Raw genomic sequence first — 14,622 nt, 5'->3', positions numbered from 1 at the left:
CAACTGGGGTCTCTGCTGGTGTCCGAGGGGGGACTTGAACCCCCACGCCCGATAAAGGGCACTAGCACCTCAAGCTAGCGCGTCTGCCATTCCGCCACCCGGACAAGGTGCCTGTCGCCACGTCTCTGTTCCCCGCGGCGACAAGGACAACAATACCAGGGGTTTGCGGTCCCCCTCACCCGTATTTGCCGTGGTCAGCGGCTGGCCCCGGTCGGCCGCCGGGGCGCTTCGCCGATCCGGCCGACGGTTGGCACCCTGCGTCACCGGGCACGTACAACCCGTCGTATCTCCGTGTATGGGAATGCGCCGGTACTCGGCCCGTTCACGGGATGAGCCGGCACTCCGCTCCCTTCACGGCATGAGCTGGTACTCCGGGAAGTTGCCCGGCGCCCGCTCCCCCGCCGGGCCCTGCGTCACCGCGTGGACCAGCAGCTCGCCGCCGACGAAGGCGCCGCGCCACGACGCCCCGTGGCCGCCGAAGAGTTCCTCGCGATCGCCGCGTGAGCGGGGCTTGGAGTTGCCGACCTTGAAGGCCCGGATCTGCGGGGCCAGCCGGTCGAAGGTTTCCGGGTCGTCGGTCGACAGGGTCGCGACCAGCGCGCCGTTGGAGGCGTTCATCGCGGCCAGCAGCTCCGCCTCCGTATCGACCAGGACGATCGTGTCGACCGGGCCGAAGGGCTCCGCGTGGAAGAGCGGGGACGACGGCGGCGGGCTGAGCAGTGTGACCGGCGGGAGATAGGCGCCGGTGTCCTGGCCGGCCAGGAAGCGGCCGTCCGCGAGGCTGCCCCGGTGCAGCGGGATCGCGCCGCGGTCGATGGCCTCGGCCACCTGGCCGGCCAGCTCCGTGGCCTTCGCCGCGTTGATCAGCGGCCCGAAGTCCAGCTCCGGGAAAGGATCGGACGGGTCCTCCACGGCCAGCGGGTGGCCCGTACGGATGGAGCGCACGGCAGGCAGATACGCCGCCAGGAACGCGTCGAACGCGCTGCGCTGCACCACGAACCTGGGGTAGGCCGTGCACCGCTGCTTCCCGTAGTCGAAGAGCTTGGGGATCACCTTGGAGAGTGCGGACCAGTCCGTGAAGTCCCAGAAGCCCCAGGTGTTGAGCCCCTCCTGTTCGAGGATGTGCCGTTTGCCGAGGTCGGCCACGTCGGTGGCGATCCTCGCCCCGGTGTCCCGGCCGCCCACGAACGAGACACAGCCGATCTCCGGCGAGCGGACCAGAGCCTCCGAGAGCTCACCGCCGCTGCCGCTGACCAGGCTCACCGGGACGCCCTCGCGGGCCATGAGTGCGCAGGCGAGCGTGAGACAGGCAACCCCGCCGTCGGTCGGCGCCTTGGCGATGACCGCGTTCCCGGCCAGCGCCTGCACCAGCATCGCGTGGACCAGTACCGACATCGGATAGTTCCAGCTCGCGATGTTGGACACCGGGCCTTCGAGCGGGGCACGCCCTTCGGCCATCGCCTCGATGCCGTCGGCGTACCAGCGCACACCGTCGATGGCGCGGTCGACGTCGGCCGTGGCCAGCCGCCAAGGCTTGCCGATCTCCCAGACCAGCAGGAGCGCCATCAGCTCACGGTGCTCGGTCAGCGCGTCGAGCGCGGCCAGGACCCGGGCCCGGCGCTCGGGCAGCGGGACCTGGCGCCAGCCGCGGTGCTGGTCGAGGGAGGCGCGTACGGCCTGTGCGGCGGTGGGGGCGTCGAGGCGGGGCGGGCCCGCGATGCGGCTGCCGTCGACGGGGCTGGTCGCGGGCTGCGGCCGTCCGTCGGCCTGCCAGGCGCCTTTCCAGAGGTTCAGTACGCGGTCGTCCCTGAACGCCTCGGGCGCCGCGTCGAGGCAGCGCTGCCAGGCATCGGCCCAGGAGGTTCCGGACTTGAGGGTGAGGGTGGGTGCCATGGGCGGGTCTCCGCTCAGCTGGGCGGGGCAGGTGGTCGTTCTCCTGGTACGCGGCCCACCGCCAGTCGTACGGGCGGCGCCCACCCCGGTCCCGATGACACGGGTGCCGCTCTCAGCGTACGCCGCGATCACCACCACGTCGTGCGCAGACGGCTACACCCTGTGCCCGGCCGGTGGTGATTCCCGCTTTCGGCGCCCCCCTCCGGTCCCGGGTTCCTGCTAGCCCCCGGGCCCCGTCAGTCACCGGCCCCATCGGGCCGTCACGGACAACGCACGACCTGCCCCGCGTACGAGAGGTTCCCGCCGAAACCGAAGAGCAGCACGGGTGCGCCGGACGGGATCTCCCGCCGCTCCACCAGCTTGGACAGGGCCATCGGGATACTGGCCGCGGATGTGTTGCCGGAATCGACCACATCGCGTGCGATCACCGCGTTCACCGCGCCGATCTTCGCGGCCACCGGCTCGATGATCCGCAGATTGGCCTGGTGCAGGACGACGGCGGCCAGCTCATCGGGGGCGACCCCCGCCTTCTCGCAGACCCTGCGGGCGATCGGCGGCAGCTGGGTGGTGGCCCAGCGGTAGACGGACTGCCCCTCCTGCGCGAAGCGCGGCGGTGTCCCCTCGATGCGTACGGCGTTCCCCATCCCGGGGACCGATCCCCACAGCACCGGGCCGATGCCGTCCTCGTCGCAGGCCTCGACCACGGCCGCGCCGGCCCCGTCCCCCACCAGGACACAGGTGGAGCGGTCGGTCCAGTCGGCGATCTCGGCCATCTTGTCGGCGCCGATGACCAGGGCCCGCTCGGCGGATCCGGTCCGTACCGCCTGGTCGGCGACGGCCAGGGCGTGCGTGAAGCCCGAGCAGACGACGTTGACATCCATGGTCGCGGGCGAGCCCATGCCCAGCTTGGCGGCGACGCGGGCCGCCATGTTGGGCGAGCGGTCGATCGCCGTGGAGGTCGCGACGAGCACCAGGTCGATCTCGCCCGGTGCGTGTCCGGCGGCGGCGAGGGCCTTGGCCCCGGCCTGGGCGGCGAGTTCGTCGACCGGTTCCTCGGGACCGGCGATGTGGCGGGTCTTGATCCCCACCCGGGTCCTGATCCATTCGTCGCTGGTGTCGACGAGGGCGGCGACATCGTCATTGGTGAGCACCTTGGCCGGCTGGTAATGGCCGAGTGCGGCGATGCGTGTTCCGGTCATGCCCGGGACCCCTCTGCTGCTGATGTCAGGAGCCCTCCAGTCTCGTCAGCGACTCACCGGTACGACGGCATGTAAAGCAACAGGATTCGGGCGTCCCTCTTGGAGGCTTCGGATCACTTCCGCACGCCGTACGGGCGAACGGCACAGGTACGGGCACGGCTACCGGGAGTACTGCGCCGCTACCGGACGTACCGCGCCGCGCCCTTTTCGGCCGGATGCCCGGTGCCCGCTCCGCGGTCGCCGCCCCCGTCCAGGAGAATGAGAGGGCCGCAGCACCGAGCGAAGAGTAGGACTGATTCCCATGGGCCGGGTCACCGAACGCCGCCGCACCATCCGCATCAGGGACGGCGCGGTCACCACCCGCCCCGACACCCTGGTCGCCGAGGAGCCGCTGGAGATCCGGCTGAACGGCAAGGCCCTGGCCATCACCATGCGCACCCCCGGCGACGACTTCGCCCTCGCGGCGGGCTTCCTGGTCAGCGAGGGAGTGCTCGGTTCGGCGGACGAACTCCAGTCGATCGTGTACTGCGCGGGGGCCACCGCCGACGGCTCGAACACGTACAACGTGGTGGACGTCAGGCTGGCCCCGGGCGTCGAGCTGCCGGACATCACGCTGGAGCGCAACGTCTACACCACCTCCTCGTGCGGGCTCTGCGGCAAGGCGAGCCTGGAAGCGGTACGGACCACCGCGCGCTTCCCGATCGCCGACGCGCCGCCGGTGCGGGTCGAACCGGATGTGCTCTCCGTCCTCCCCGACCGGCTGCGGGCGGCGCAGCAGGTGTTCGACCGGACCGGGGGGCTGCACGCTGCCGCGCTCTTCACACCCGAGGGCGAACTGCTCGACATACGTGAGGACGTGGGCCGCCACAACGCGGTGGACAAGCTGGTCGGCCGGGCTCTGCAGAACGGACTGCTGCCGCTCTCCCAGGTCGTTCTCCTCGTCTCGGGCCGGGCCTCCTTCGAACTGGCCCAGAAGGCGGTGATGGCGGGTATCCCGGTGCTCGCGGCGGTGTCGGCCCCTTCATCGCTGGCGGTGGATCTGGCTGCCGAGTCCGGTCTCACGCTGGTCGGTTTCCTCCGCGGCTCCTCCATGAACGTGTACACGGGTGACGAGCGCATCGCCCTGCGCTCCGGGGTCTGAGCCGGCCCGGGTCTGAGCCGGCCCGCCCCGCCGAGAGCCGCGGACCCTGTTGCCCGCACCGTGCGGCCGCGGTGTGGACGCTGTTCCCCGCGCGGTGCGGCGGCAGTACGGTCAGGGGCATGACCGACCGGCTGTCCGCGACCCAGCGCCGGGCGATCCGGACCGCCGACGCCGGATCCGGACTGCTCCGGGGCCCTGCGGCGGCTCTCGCGCCCCTGGTCGCACAGGGCCTTGCCGTGCGCCATCCGCGGCCCCCGCACCGGCACTATCTGACGCCTGCCGGGCAGCGGATGCGGGAGCGGCTGGCCGCCGAACCGGTCCGGCTGGTCCCGCCGCCGGAGCCGGACCAGGTCCCGGGGCCGGACCAGGTCCCGGCAGCGGACTCCACGGGAGTGGACCCGCCCGGGGTGTTCCATGCCCGCTCCTCCGCCGGGGGCGGGGACACCACGCCGGACCCCGACCCCGTACGGGAGCGTGAGGTGCGCAGCGCGTGGGCCGGTCTGGTCGAGATGCGCCGGGTCACCAACCCCGACCGCTCGGTGGAGCGGCCGTGCGCCTGGGAGCGTACGCATCTGACCCAGGCCGTCGCACTGGCACTTGAGGCGGGCTGCTGCCATGGCTATCTGGTGAGCGAGTCGGCGCAGCCCGAGGCGGTCCGGGTGGACGGGCCCGCTCCCTGGGCCTACACGGAGACACTGAACCGGGCGGGCTGGCAGACCTCGGCGCATACGGACCGGCGGGCGGGCGCCGCCTATCTGCTGGCCTCACCGCGCCGCGTCTGACCGCCCGCGGCGTCATGCGCCCCGCGTGTCCTGGGCGTCCGGCGCGTGCACGATCCGGGAGAGCAGCGCGGTGAGCTGTGCGCGTTCGGCCGGGTCGAGCGGGGCGAGCAGTTCGTCGTTGGCGGCGTCGCCCAGCTCCTCCAGGCGGTGCAGCGCGGTGCGCCCCGCGGACGAGACGGCGATCGCGTTCTTCCGCCGGTCCGCGGGGTCGGGTGTGCGGGTGACGAGGCCCTTGGCCTGGAGTTCGCCGACGACCGTGACCATGTCCTTGGGATCGATGCGTACCGTACGGCCCAACTCCGCCTGGGACACGGGCCCGAGCGCCGCGACGGCGGTCAGCACCACATGGTGCGGCAGCCGCAGCCCCTCCCCCGCGAACGCGTCGGCGAGCAGCCGGTGGCCGCGGGCCGCCGCCCGGCCGAGCAGCCAGCTGGGCAGTGCGGTGATCCGGGCGAGCGCGGGAGAGGTCTCGGATGTCATGGGACGACTCTAACGGAAAACCATTGGGGCCCCCAACGAAAATCGGATACCGTTGGGGGCCCCAATGAAACCTGGAGGTGCCCATGCGCCGTGTCCGGTACGACACGAACGGCGGGCCCGAGGTCCTGTACGTGGAGCAGGCCCCCGTCCCCGAACCCGGCCCCGGCGAACTGCTGGTCCGCTCCGAGGCGATCGGGGTGACCCTGCCCTCCGTACGGAAGGTGCGCGAGGGCAGCGTCCCCGCGCCGCTGGGCGGCGAGATCGCGGGCACGGTCGCCGCCGTCGGGGCCGGGGTCACCCGCTTCGCGGCCGGTGACCGGGTGACCGGCCTCTGCTTCGCGGGCTCCTACGCGGACCTTGCCGTCCTGGGCGAGCCGTTCGCGACCAGGATCCCTGAGCACGCGAGTGCGGTGGACGCGGTGGCCCTGGTCCGCAGCGGCCTGGTGGCCCGGGGCGCCCTGCATGCCGCCAGGACCGGTCCGGGCGAATCGGTGCTGGTGACGGCTGCCGCGAGCGGTGTCGGCCATCTGGCGCTCCAGCTGGCCCGCCTGGACGGCGCAGGACGGTTGGTCGCCGCCACCGGCTCCGCGGAGAAGGCGGAGTTCCTGCGCGGGCTCGGCGCCGACGCGGTGGTGACGTACGACGAAGCGGACTGGGGTGAGCCGGTGGACGTCGTGGTGGACGGGGTCGGCGGGACGCTGCTCGCCCCGGCGGTCGCCACCCTCGCGCCGAACGGGCGGCTGGTCGCGTTCAGTTCGGGCGGCGGCACCCTTGAGGCGTACTCCCTGCTGACCGGCGCCAAGTCGGTCATCGGCTTCCAGATGGCGCTCATCGCCAGGGACCGGCCCGAGCTGTACGCGCAGTGGTGCGCCGAGCTGTGGGAGCTGCACCGCAGCGGACGGCTGCGGGCCGCCGTGCACGCCGAGATCCCGCTCGAAGAGGCGGCGCTGGCCCACCGGTTCATCGAGTCCCGGGCCAACCTCGGCAAGGTAGTGCTGATCACCGGGTAGCGGTCGCGGCCGGGACCGGTTGCTCCACCCCGGCGGGCAGCGGGTCGCGAGAGCGGCGCTTGGCGATCACCGCGCAGACCATCAGCTGCATCTGGTGGAAGAGCATCAGCGGAAGCACGGCCAGCGACGCCTGCGCGCCGAACAGCACACTCGCCATGGGCAGTCCGGCCGCCAGGCTCTTCTTCGAACCGGCGAACTGGATGGCGATCCGGTCGCCCCGGTCGAAGCCGAGCCGCTTGGCTCCGTACCAGCTCAGCACCAGCATGACGGCGAGCAGCACCGCCTCGGCCCCGAGCAGCCCCAGCAGCCGGACGAAGCTCACCTGGTGCCAGACACCGCGCACCATGCCCTCGCTGAACGCCGCGTAGACCACCAGCAGGATCGAGCCCCGGTCGACATAGCCGAGGACCTTCTTGTGCCGTACGAGGAAGCCGCCCACCCAGCGGCGCAGCAACTGCCCCGCCACGAACGGCACCAGCAGCTGAAGCACGATCTTCAGCAGCGAGTCGGCGGAGAAGCCGCCCCCGCCGCTGCCCAGGACCAGCGCCGCCAGGACCGGGGTGATGACGATGCCGGCGAGCGAGGAGAAGGAGCCCGCGCAGATCGCGGCGGGCACATTGCCGCGGGCGATCGAGGTGAAGGCGATCGACGACTGGATGGTCGAAGGGACCAGGCAGAGGAAGAGCAGCCCGTTGTAGAGCGGGGGCGTCAGCAGGAACGGCACCAGCCCGCGCGCCGCGAGACCCAGCAGCGGGAACGCGACGAAGGTGCAGGCCAGGACGGTGAGGTGGAGCCGCCAGTGCTTCAGCCCCTCGACCGCCTCGGCGGTGGAGAGCCGCGCGCCGTAGAGGAAGAAGAGCAGGGCGACCGCCCCGGTGGACGCTCCCCCCGCCACGTCGGCCGCCGCACCACGGGCCGGCAGCAGCGCCGCCACGGCGACGGTACCGATCAGGGCCAGGATGTACGGATCGATCGGCAGCCAGGACGGAAGCTGCGGCTTTCGGCGGCTCATGGTCTCCACTTGCTCTCGGGTACGGACCATCGGGTACGGACTCTCGGGTACGGAAGGTGTCGTGACCATGGTCCACGCGATCCCTCTGATCGGGAATCCTGCATACCACTCTGACTGACATCACGAAGCGCGATAACCTCAGGATCATGTACGACCCCGCGCAACTGCGCACCTTCCTCACCGTGTCGCAGACCCTGAGCTTCACCCAGGCCGCCCACCGCCTCGGCCTGCGCCAGTCGACGGTGAGCCAGCACGTCCGCCGGCTGGAGGAGGCGACCGGCCGGACCCTGTTCACCCGCGACACCCACAGCGTGGAGCTGACGGAGGACGGCGAGGCGATGCTGGGCTTCGCCCGTACGATCCTCCAGGGCCACGAGCGGGCGGCGGCCTTCTTCGCGGGCGCCCGGCCGCGCGGCAGGCTGCGCTTCGGCGCGTCGGAGGACTTCGTGCTGACCAGGCTGCCGGAGATCCTGGAGTCGTTCCGCACCGAGCACCCCGAGGTGGATCTGGAACTCACCGTCGGCCTCTCCGGCACCCTGCACGAGCAGCTGGCGGCGGGCGGGCTCGACCTGGTGCTGGCCAAACGGCGGAGCGGCCAGAGCCACGGCCGCCTCGTCTGGCGCTCCACCCTCGTCTGGATCGGCGCACCCCGGCTGCGCATCGACCCCGAACGCCCGCTGCCGCTCATCCTCTTCCCGCCGCCCGGCATCACCCGCGCCCGCGCTCTCGAAGTGCTGGAGGAGGACGGCCGGGCCTGGCGCATCGCCTGTACGAGCACCAGCCTCAGCGGGCTGATCGCGGCGGCCCGCGCGGGCCTCGGCATCATGGCGCACACCCGCGGCCTGATCCCGCCGGGGCTGACCCAGGTACCGGCCAGGGCCGGGCTGCCCGACCTCGGGGATGTGGACTTCGTCCTGCTGCACGGCCGGGAGGGCGGAAACGCCCAGGAGGCCGCCGACGCGCTGGCGTCGGCGATCCTGACGGGCGCCGACCGGCTGCACCACCAGGTTTAGGCGTACTGCCCGGTGTGACACCACCAGGTCCAGGCGTACGGACCGGTGAAGGAATGCCCTCACGTCCCGGCGCGGCGGAGTCCAGGGTTTGCGCGGCGGAACCTACGGCTTGTGGGTTACCCAGAGCGACTCCGCCGGCCAGTGGTGTGCCCAGTCGGGTGGGTCGGTTTCGTTGTAGCCGTTGGGTGTTCCGCGTCCGGGCCGCGGCTCGATGAGGTCGTCGATGAGGAGACCCGCGCCGCGCAGGACCCTGACCCAGTCGCCGTAGGTGAGCTGATAGCTGGTCGCGCCGTCGCCCTCGGCGATGGTGTTCAGCCCGAAGTAGTCCTGCCGCAGCGTCGTGGTCACGCGGCCCGCGGCTTCGTCGTAGCAGGCTTCGAACCAGGGGCTGGCGACGTTGAACACCAGGCGCCCGCCCCGGCTCAGGACACGTGCGGCCTCCGGGACGGCCAGGTGCGGGGGCGCCCAGCTGAGCCCACCGAAGTCGCAGAACACCAGGTCGAAGCTGTCGGCGACGAAGGGAAGTTGTTCGGCGGCGCCTTGCACCAGCGGGTAGCGGGCCGCTCCCCTCGCACGGGCCGCCGCGGCGAGCTGGGCTTCGGACAGGTCGATCCCGACCACGGTGGCCCCCTCGGCGGCGAGCGCCCTGGACCACTGGCCGGCGCCACAGCCCAGTTCGAGTACGCGCTTGCCGGTGACGTCGCCCAGGGCGTGCAGGTGCGCGTCGGGGACGGAGTACATGCCCCACAGCCGGGGCGTGGCGCCGATCTGCGGGTCGTGCTCGTGCTGGTAGGCGCTGCTGATCCGGTTCCAGAGCCGCCGGTTGGCGGGGATGCTGTCCACGTGCCGAGTCCAGCACTGGCTGCTGGGGGCGGTCAACACGATGGGGGCACTGGCCGGCCCTCGCCTCGGTCCGGGCCTGGCTCCGTCCGCACCTCCCCCGGACAGAACAACCAGCAAACAGAACACCTAGGAAACCGTCCGCCCGGCGGGCCGCTCCTCGTACGTGAGCTGCTTGACCCGGCGCAGCATCGGGGTGCACTCCACATGCTGGACCCCCTCCAGCCGGCCGAGGCGTGCGCTCACATACGCGTACAGCTCAGGGGTGTCGCGGCAGACCACCACAGCGAAGAGATTGCACGGTCCCGATACCGCGCTCGCGGTGGCCACCTCCCGGTGTGTCGCCAGCGCGCGCCCGACCGCGTCCAGCGCGGAAGGGGCCGCGGTGATCCACAGCAGGGCGGCGATGCCGTACCCGAACTGCTCGGAGTCGAACTGCACATCGATGAAGAGCGTGCCGGAGCCCAGCAGCTGGTCGAGCCTGCGGCGCACCGCCGACTCCGAACGGCCCGTGGCCTTGCTGAGTTCGGCGAAGGAGGCACGGCCGTCGCGTGCCAGTGCGGCGACCATCGGCTCGTCGTCCGCGGTGATGCCGGAGCCTGGCGCCCGCCCGGCATCGGCCGGGCGGAGCGCCGCGACCTGCGCGTCGGTGAGCGCGCGGCTCTTGCCGAGCCAGCCGGCCGGGCCTCCGTAGAAGCGGTGGAGCAGCTGATGGGCTCTGATCTCCGTGATGCTCGGGGTGCGCGGGAGCTTTCCGAGGAGCAGGGCCTCGTGTTCACCGCGGGTGCGGGCGCTGGTCTGGCCGACCACCTCGGTGCCGCCCGATGTGAGTCCGATCCAGGCGGTGTCGGGGCGGCGGGCCAGCGCTCTGGCGATCGAGTCGGCGGCGTCGGGCGCGCAGCGCAGCCGGAGCATCCAGGTGTCCTGGCCGAGGCTCGCCGCGTCGCGCACCCCGACCACGCGCAGGCCGCCCTCGGTGTGCAGGCGCCGGTACCGGCGGGCGACCGTCTGGTCGGAGACGCCGAGGACCGCCGCGAGCCTGCTGAACGAGGCGCGCGCATTGACTTCGAGCCCGTGCAGCAGCTGGAGGTCGAGCTCGTCGAAGTCATGCGATTCCACGGTTTGCCACCCTTCAGATGTCGGCTTCCGGCGAATATCCGACCATGGTTAGGGGATCCCGCCGTGCCCATCCGATCGTACGGGGGACCACAAGCAGGACCGAGAGGCCGTGGAACACGGCACAGGGAGAGAACGACATGCGTAAGTGGGGGCCGCTCATAGCGGTCTGTCTGGGCACCTTCATGCTGCTGCTCGATGTGACGATCGTGATCGTGGCGCTGCCCGACATGGCGGGTTCGCTGAAGGCCTCGCTCTCCGATCTCCAGTGGGTGATCGACATCTACGCGCTGGCGCTCGCCGCGCTGCTGCTCGGCGCGGGGGCCGCGGCCGATGTCACCGGGCGGCGCAGGCTGTACGCGGCGGGCACCGCCCTGTTCGCCCTGGCCTCGCTGGCCTGCGGTCTCTCGACGAGTCCGGCGATGCTGATCGCGATGCGCGGGCTCCAGGGGGTGGGCGGCGCCGCCATGTTCGCGACGACCCTCTCGCTGCTCGGCGCCGCCTACCAGGGGCGGGACCGCGGTGTGGCGCTCGGGGTGTGGGGCGCGGTGAGCGGTGCGGCGGCGGCGATCGGGCCGGTGCTCGGCGGGGTGCTGACGCAGTCGCTGGACTGGCGGTGGATCTTCTTCGTCAATCTGCCGGTGAGCGCGGCGGCCATCTGGATCACGCTGCGCACGGTCACCGAGTCGCAGCGGCAGTCGGACCGCAGGGTCGACTGGGCCGGTACCGCGACGTTCGCGGTGTTCGCCGGGGCGCTGACGTTCGCCGTGGTCCGCGCGGACACCGTGGGCTGGACCTCCGGACGTACCGGGGCGGCCGTGGCCGTCGCCGTGGTGGCGCTGGCCGCCTTCGTGCTGGTCGAGCGGCGTGCCGTGCATCCGCTGCTCGATCTGGGGCTGCTGCGCCGCCCGTCGTTCGCCGTGGTGATGGTGGGCGCGCTCGCCTTCAACGCGGCTGCGTTCGGGGTGCTTCCGTACACCTCGATCTGGCTCCAGACGCTGCTAGGGATGAGTCCGGTCAAGGCGGGGCTCGCCGTACTGCCGCTGGCCGTGGCCTCGTTCGTGGTGGCGGCGGTCGGTGGACGGCTGCTGCACGGCAGGTCGCCCCGGCTCGTGATCGGCGGCGGTCTCGTCCTGATCGGCGCCGGGGCACTGGCCCAGGCCACGCTGGACGCGGGGTCGGACTGGACCGGTCTGTCGGCCGGTCTTGTGCTGGCCGGGATCGGCGTGGGGCTGGTGTCGCCCGCGCTCGCGGGGGCTGCTCTCGCCTCCGTACCGCCGCGCAACGCGGGGATGGCGGGCGGCGCGGTCAACACCTTCCGCCAGCTCGGATTCGCGCTGGGCGTCGCGGTGTTCGGCACCGTACTGACCTCGCAGATGGAGGGGGCACTGCCCGGTCCCTCCGCGGCGGCACACTCCACGGCCCATGTCCTGGCCGGCGGCGGGGCCTCCGCGCTGCGCTCCCGGATCCCGGATGCCACGCTGCACGGCGCCTTCGCCTCGGGGCTCAATGGCGCCGCGCTCGTCGCGGGCATCCTGGGCCTGGTCGCCGGGGCCGCGGTTCTGGCCTTCCTGCGTCCCGCCACCGGCCCCGGCGAGCGGCAGAACGGGCGGCAGGACGAGCGGCCGCCGGTGCGCGCCGACGAGCCTGCGGTCGCCGCGTCCCGGTGACCGTGCTGCGGTGACCACGTCCCGGTAGCCACGTCCCCGTGACCACGTCCCGGTGAGTCGGCGTGGCCGGAAACGGTGCCCTGAGGTCGCCGGGAGACATCGCCATGAGATACAGAGGGTGTCCGCACGATCCGTGCGGGCACCCTCCGTGCGTCCCGGCGCCACCATCGGCCCGGAATCCGCCGCCATCGGCCCGGAATCCGCCGCCACCGGGCCGGATCCGCCCCCGCCCCGCCCGTGATCACAGTGGGATCACAGCCACATCACAGGACGCTGCGGTCGGCGGAATGCCCCGCCCCGCGCAACCCCCGCAGGTCACAGGGGTTGAGCGGCCTCCGTGCCTGCTCGGTACAGATTCCGTGGAGATTCCACCTCGCGGAACTTACCGTTCGGTCAGGAGGGTGCCCAACCCTTCCCCAGGTGGGTACATTTCACCTGCCGAACCCCCTGCGGAACCTCGCGGTATCACCGCAAACCGGTCACTGGACCCATCGAACGCCGGGTCCCGCGTTGGGGTAGCGTCACGGCGCTGTGCGGAGCGTCACATAGGAGCAGGTCATTTTGCGCGAGTTCACTGTCCCACCCATAGTGACGGCGCCCCAGGTCGGCGGACTGGCGGACGTCGTGTTCGAGCACGCCGATGACGACCCCCACCGGCCGGCGCTCGGCCGGAAGGAGGACGGGCGCTGGTACGACATGTCGGCCGGCGAATTCCGGGACCAGGTGCTCGCACTCGCCAAGGGGCTGCTCGCCGACGGAGTGCGGTTCGGCGACCGGGTGGCGATCATGTGCCGGACCCGCTACGAGTGGACGCTCTTCGACTTCGCCCTCTGGTCCGTGGGCGCCCAGTCGGTCCCCGTCTACCCGACGTCATCCGCCGAGCAGGTCCTCTGGATGCTGTACGACTCGGAGGTCAGCGCGTGCATGGTGGAGCACGAGGACCACGCCATGACCATCGGCTCGGTGATCGACCGGCTGCCCGCGCTGCGCAGGCTCTGGCAGCTGGACGCGGGCGTCCTCGACGAACTCCTCGCGGCGGGCGCCGACATCGACGACGACGTGGTGCACCGCCACCGGCAGTCCGTGACCTCGGACTCCGTCGCCACCGTCATCTACACCTCCGGCACCACGGGTCGCCCCAAGGGCTGTGTGATCACCCACGCCAATCTGATGTACGAGGCCGACACGATGGTCGCCCGCTGGGAGCCGGTGTTCCGCTCCAAGCGCGGTGAGACCTCGTCGACGCTGCTCTTCCTGCCGCTCGCCCATGTATTCGGCCGGATGGTCGAGGTGGCGGCCGTCCGCGGCCGGGTGAAACTGGCCCACCAGCCGGAGCTGGCGGCCCGCGCGCTCCTGCCCGACCTGGCCGCCTTCCGCCCGACCTTCATCCTCGCCGTGCCCTACATCTTCGAGAAGGTCTTCAACGCGGCCCGCCGCAAGGCCGAGACCGAGGGGAAGGCCGCCCCCTTCGACAAGGCCGTCGAGGTGGCGGTGCGCTATGCGGAGGCCCTGGAGCACAAGGCGTTCGGGCTCGGCCCCGGCCCGTCGGCGGGTCTGCGGATGCAGCACCAGTTCTTCGAGAAGGTCGTCTACGCGAAGGTGCGCGAGGCGATGGGCGGCCGGGTGCGGCACGCGATGTCCGGTGGTTCGGGGATGGACCGGCGGCTCGGTCTCTTCTACGAGGGCGCCGGCGTCTCCATCTACGAAGGGTACGGACTCACCGAGTCGACGGCGGCGGCCGCCGCCAATCCGCCCGAGCGCACCCGCTACGGCACGGTCGGCCAGCCGATCCCCGGTGGCACCGTGCACATAGCCGACGACGGCGAGGTGTGGGTGCGCGGCCGGAACGTGTTCGGCGGCTACCTCAACTCCCCCAAGGCCACCGACGGCGTACTCCACGAGGGCTGGCTCTCCACCGGTGACCTGGGCTCGCTGGACGACGACGGATATCTCACCATCACCGGCCGCAAGAAGGAGATCCTGGTGACCTCCGGCGGAAAGAGCGTCTCGCCGACCGGTCTTGAGGAGCGGGTACGGGGCCATCCCCTGGTCGCCCAGTGCCTGGTCGTGGGCAACGACCGCCCCTATATCGCTGCGCTCGTCACGCTCGACCAGGAGGCGGTCGCGCACTGGCTCTCGCTGCACGGCAAACCGCCGATGAAACCGGCCGCCCTGGTGCGCGACCCGGATCTGGAGATGGAGGTCAGGCGGTCCGTGGTGGCGGCGAACACCCTGGTCTCGCAGGCCGAGTCGATCCGGACGTTCCGGATCCTCGCCCATCAGTTCTCCGAGGAGCACGGCCTGCTCACCCCGTCGCTGAAACTCAAGCGCAAGGCGATCGAGACGGCGTACAGCGAAGAGGTCGACGCGCTCTACCGGTGAGGCGCTCCGGAGCGGGCCGCCCTGCCGCCGAGGCGCTCCGGAGCCGGGCCGCCCTGCCGCTGAGGCGCCCGCCACCGTGACCGG

The 14,622-nt window shown here is 71.9% G+C and carries 12 protein-coding genes and 1 tRNA gene; 6 read left to right on the top strand and 7 right to left on the bottom strand.

Translation table 11 applies throughout. The features are described from left to right. Window positions 1–16 precede the first annotated feature (16 nt). The 3 genes from ACWGKJ_RS19880 to ACWGKJ_RS19870 form a co-directional block, all read right to left on the bottom strand. Window positions 17–104, bottom strand: a tRNA-Leu gene (locus ACWGKJ_RS19880). Between the two features lie 247 nt (window positions 105–351). Next, a complete protein-coding gene (locus ACWGKJ_RS19875) occupies window positions 352–1,893 on the bottom strand; it encodes an aldehyde dehydrogenase family protein (protein ID WP_385019016.1) in 1,542 nt (513 codons plus the stop codon). Window positions 1,894–2,153: 260 nt separating this feature from the next. Then, entirely contained in the window at window positions 2,154–3,092 is a 939-nt protein-coding gene (locus ACWGKJ_RS19870; protein WP_385019014.1) for a beta-ketoacyl-ACP synthase III, read from the bottom strand. A gap of 301 nt (window positions 3,093–3,393) precedes the next feature. On the opposite strand from ACWGKJ_RS19870, the gene fdhD reads away from it, so the two are divergent. Both fdhD and ACWGKJ_RS19860 read left to right on the top strand, forming a co-directional pair. Then, window positions 3,394–4,233 (top strand): formate dehydrogenase accessory sulfurtransferase FdhD, encoded by an 840-nt coding sequence (gene fdhD / locus ACWGKJ_RS19865; RefSeq protein WP_385019011.1) that lies wholly within the window; start codon window positions 3,394–3,396, stop codon window positions 4,231–4,233. Between the two features lie 119 nt (window positions 4,234–4,352). Continuing rightward, window positions 4,353–5,015 (top strand): hypothetical protein, encoded by a 663-nt coding sequence (locus tag ACWGKJ_RS19860; RefSeq protein ID WP_385019009.1) that lies wholly within the window; start codon window positions 4,353–4,355, stop codon window positions 5,013–5,015. A 12-nt stretch (window positions 5,016–5,027) separates the two neighbouring features. Here ACWGKJ_RS19860 and ACWGKJ_RS19855 read toward each other — a convergent pair whose 3' ends face one another. After that, window positions 5,028–5,495, bottom strand: a complete 468-nt coding sequence (locus tag ACWGKJ_RS19855) for a MarR family winged helix-turn-helix transcriptional regulator (RefSeq protein WP_385019007.1) — start codon at window positions 5,493–5,495, stop codon at window positions 5,028–5,030. An 83-nt stretch (window positions 5,496–5,578) separates the two neighbouring features. Here ACWGKJ_RS19855 and ACWGKJ_RS19850 point away from each other — a divergent pair, with 83 nt between their 5' ends. Beyond that, a complete protein-coding gene (locus ACWGKJ_RS19850) occupies window positions 5,579–6,505 on the top strand; it encodes a quinone oxidoreductase family protein (protein WP_385019005.1) in 927 nt (308 codons plus the stop codon). Here ACWGKJ_RS19850 and ACWGKJ_RS19845 read toward each other — a convergent pair. Then, window positions 6,495–7,517, bottom strand: coding sequence for a bile acid:sodium symporter family protein (locus ACWGKJ_RS19845; protein WP_385019003.1), 1,023 nt, complete (start codon window positions 7,515–7,517; stop codon window positions 6,495–6,497). The two genes, ACWGKJ_RS19850 and ACWGKJ_RS19845, sit on opposite strands and share 11 nt — an antisense overlap. Window positions 7,518–7,663: 146 nt before the next feature. Here ACWGKJ_RS19845 and ACWGKJ_RS19840 point away from each other — a divergent pair, with 146 nt between their 5' ends. Beyond that, a complete protein-coding gene (locus tag ACWGKJ_RS19840; RefSeq protein WP_385019001.1) occupies window positions 7,664–8,530 on the top strand; it encodes a LysR family transcriptional regulator in 867 nt (288 codons plus the stop codon). Between the two features lie 102 nt (window positions 8,531–8,632). Here ACWGKJ_RS19840 and ACWGKJ_RS19835 read toward each other — a convergent pair whose 3' ends face one another. Together ACWGKJ_RS19835 and ACWGKJ_RS19830 are read right to left on the bottom strand one after the other, a co-directional pair. Beyond that, a complete protein-coding gene (locus ACWGKJ_RS19835) occupies window positions 8,633–9,373 on the bottom strand; it encodes a class I SAM-dependent methyltransferase (protein ID WP_385018999.1) in 741 nt (246 codons plus the stop codon). A gap of 126 nt (window positions 9,374–9,499) precedes the next feature. Continuing rightward, window positions 9,500–10,489 (bottom strand): Lrp/AsnC family transcriptional regulator, encoded by a 990-nt coding sequence (locus tag ACWGKJ_RS19830; RefSeq protein ID WP_385018997.1) that lies wholly within the window; start codon window positions 10,487–10,489, stop codon window positions 9,500–9,502. Between the two features lie 137 nt (window positions 10,490–10,626). Between ACWGKJ_RS19830 and ACWGKJ_RS19825 the strand changes: the two genes are divergently transcribed. Both ACWGKJ_RS19825 and ACWGKJ_RS19820 read left to right on the top strand, forming a co-directional pair. After that, window positions 10,627–12,156 (top strand): MFS transporter, encoded by a 1,530-nt coding sequence (locus ACWGKJ_RS19825; RefSeq protein WP_385018994.1) that lies wholly within the window; start codon window positions 10,627–10,629, stop codon window positions 12,154–12,156. Between the two features lie 585 nt (window positions 12,157–12,741). Beyond that, the gene (locus ACWGKJ_RS19820) at window positions 12,742–14,538 is read left to right on the top strand and encodes an AMP-dependent synthetase/ligase (protein WP_385019090.1); all 1,797 of its coding nucleotides are present in this window, start codon (window positions 12,742–12,744) and stop codon (window positions 14,536–14,538) included. Window positions 14,539–14,622 lie beyond the last annotated feature (84 nt).

Source organism: Streptomyces sp. NPDC054757 (genome assembly GCF_053612185.1).
The sequence above is the reverse complement of the archived record's forward strand: the minus strand, read 5'-3'. Positions and strand labels throughout refer to the sequence as shown.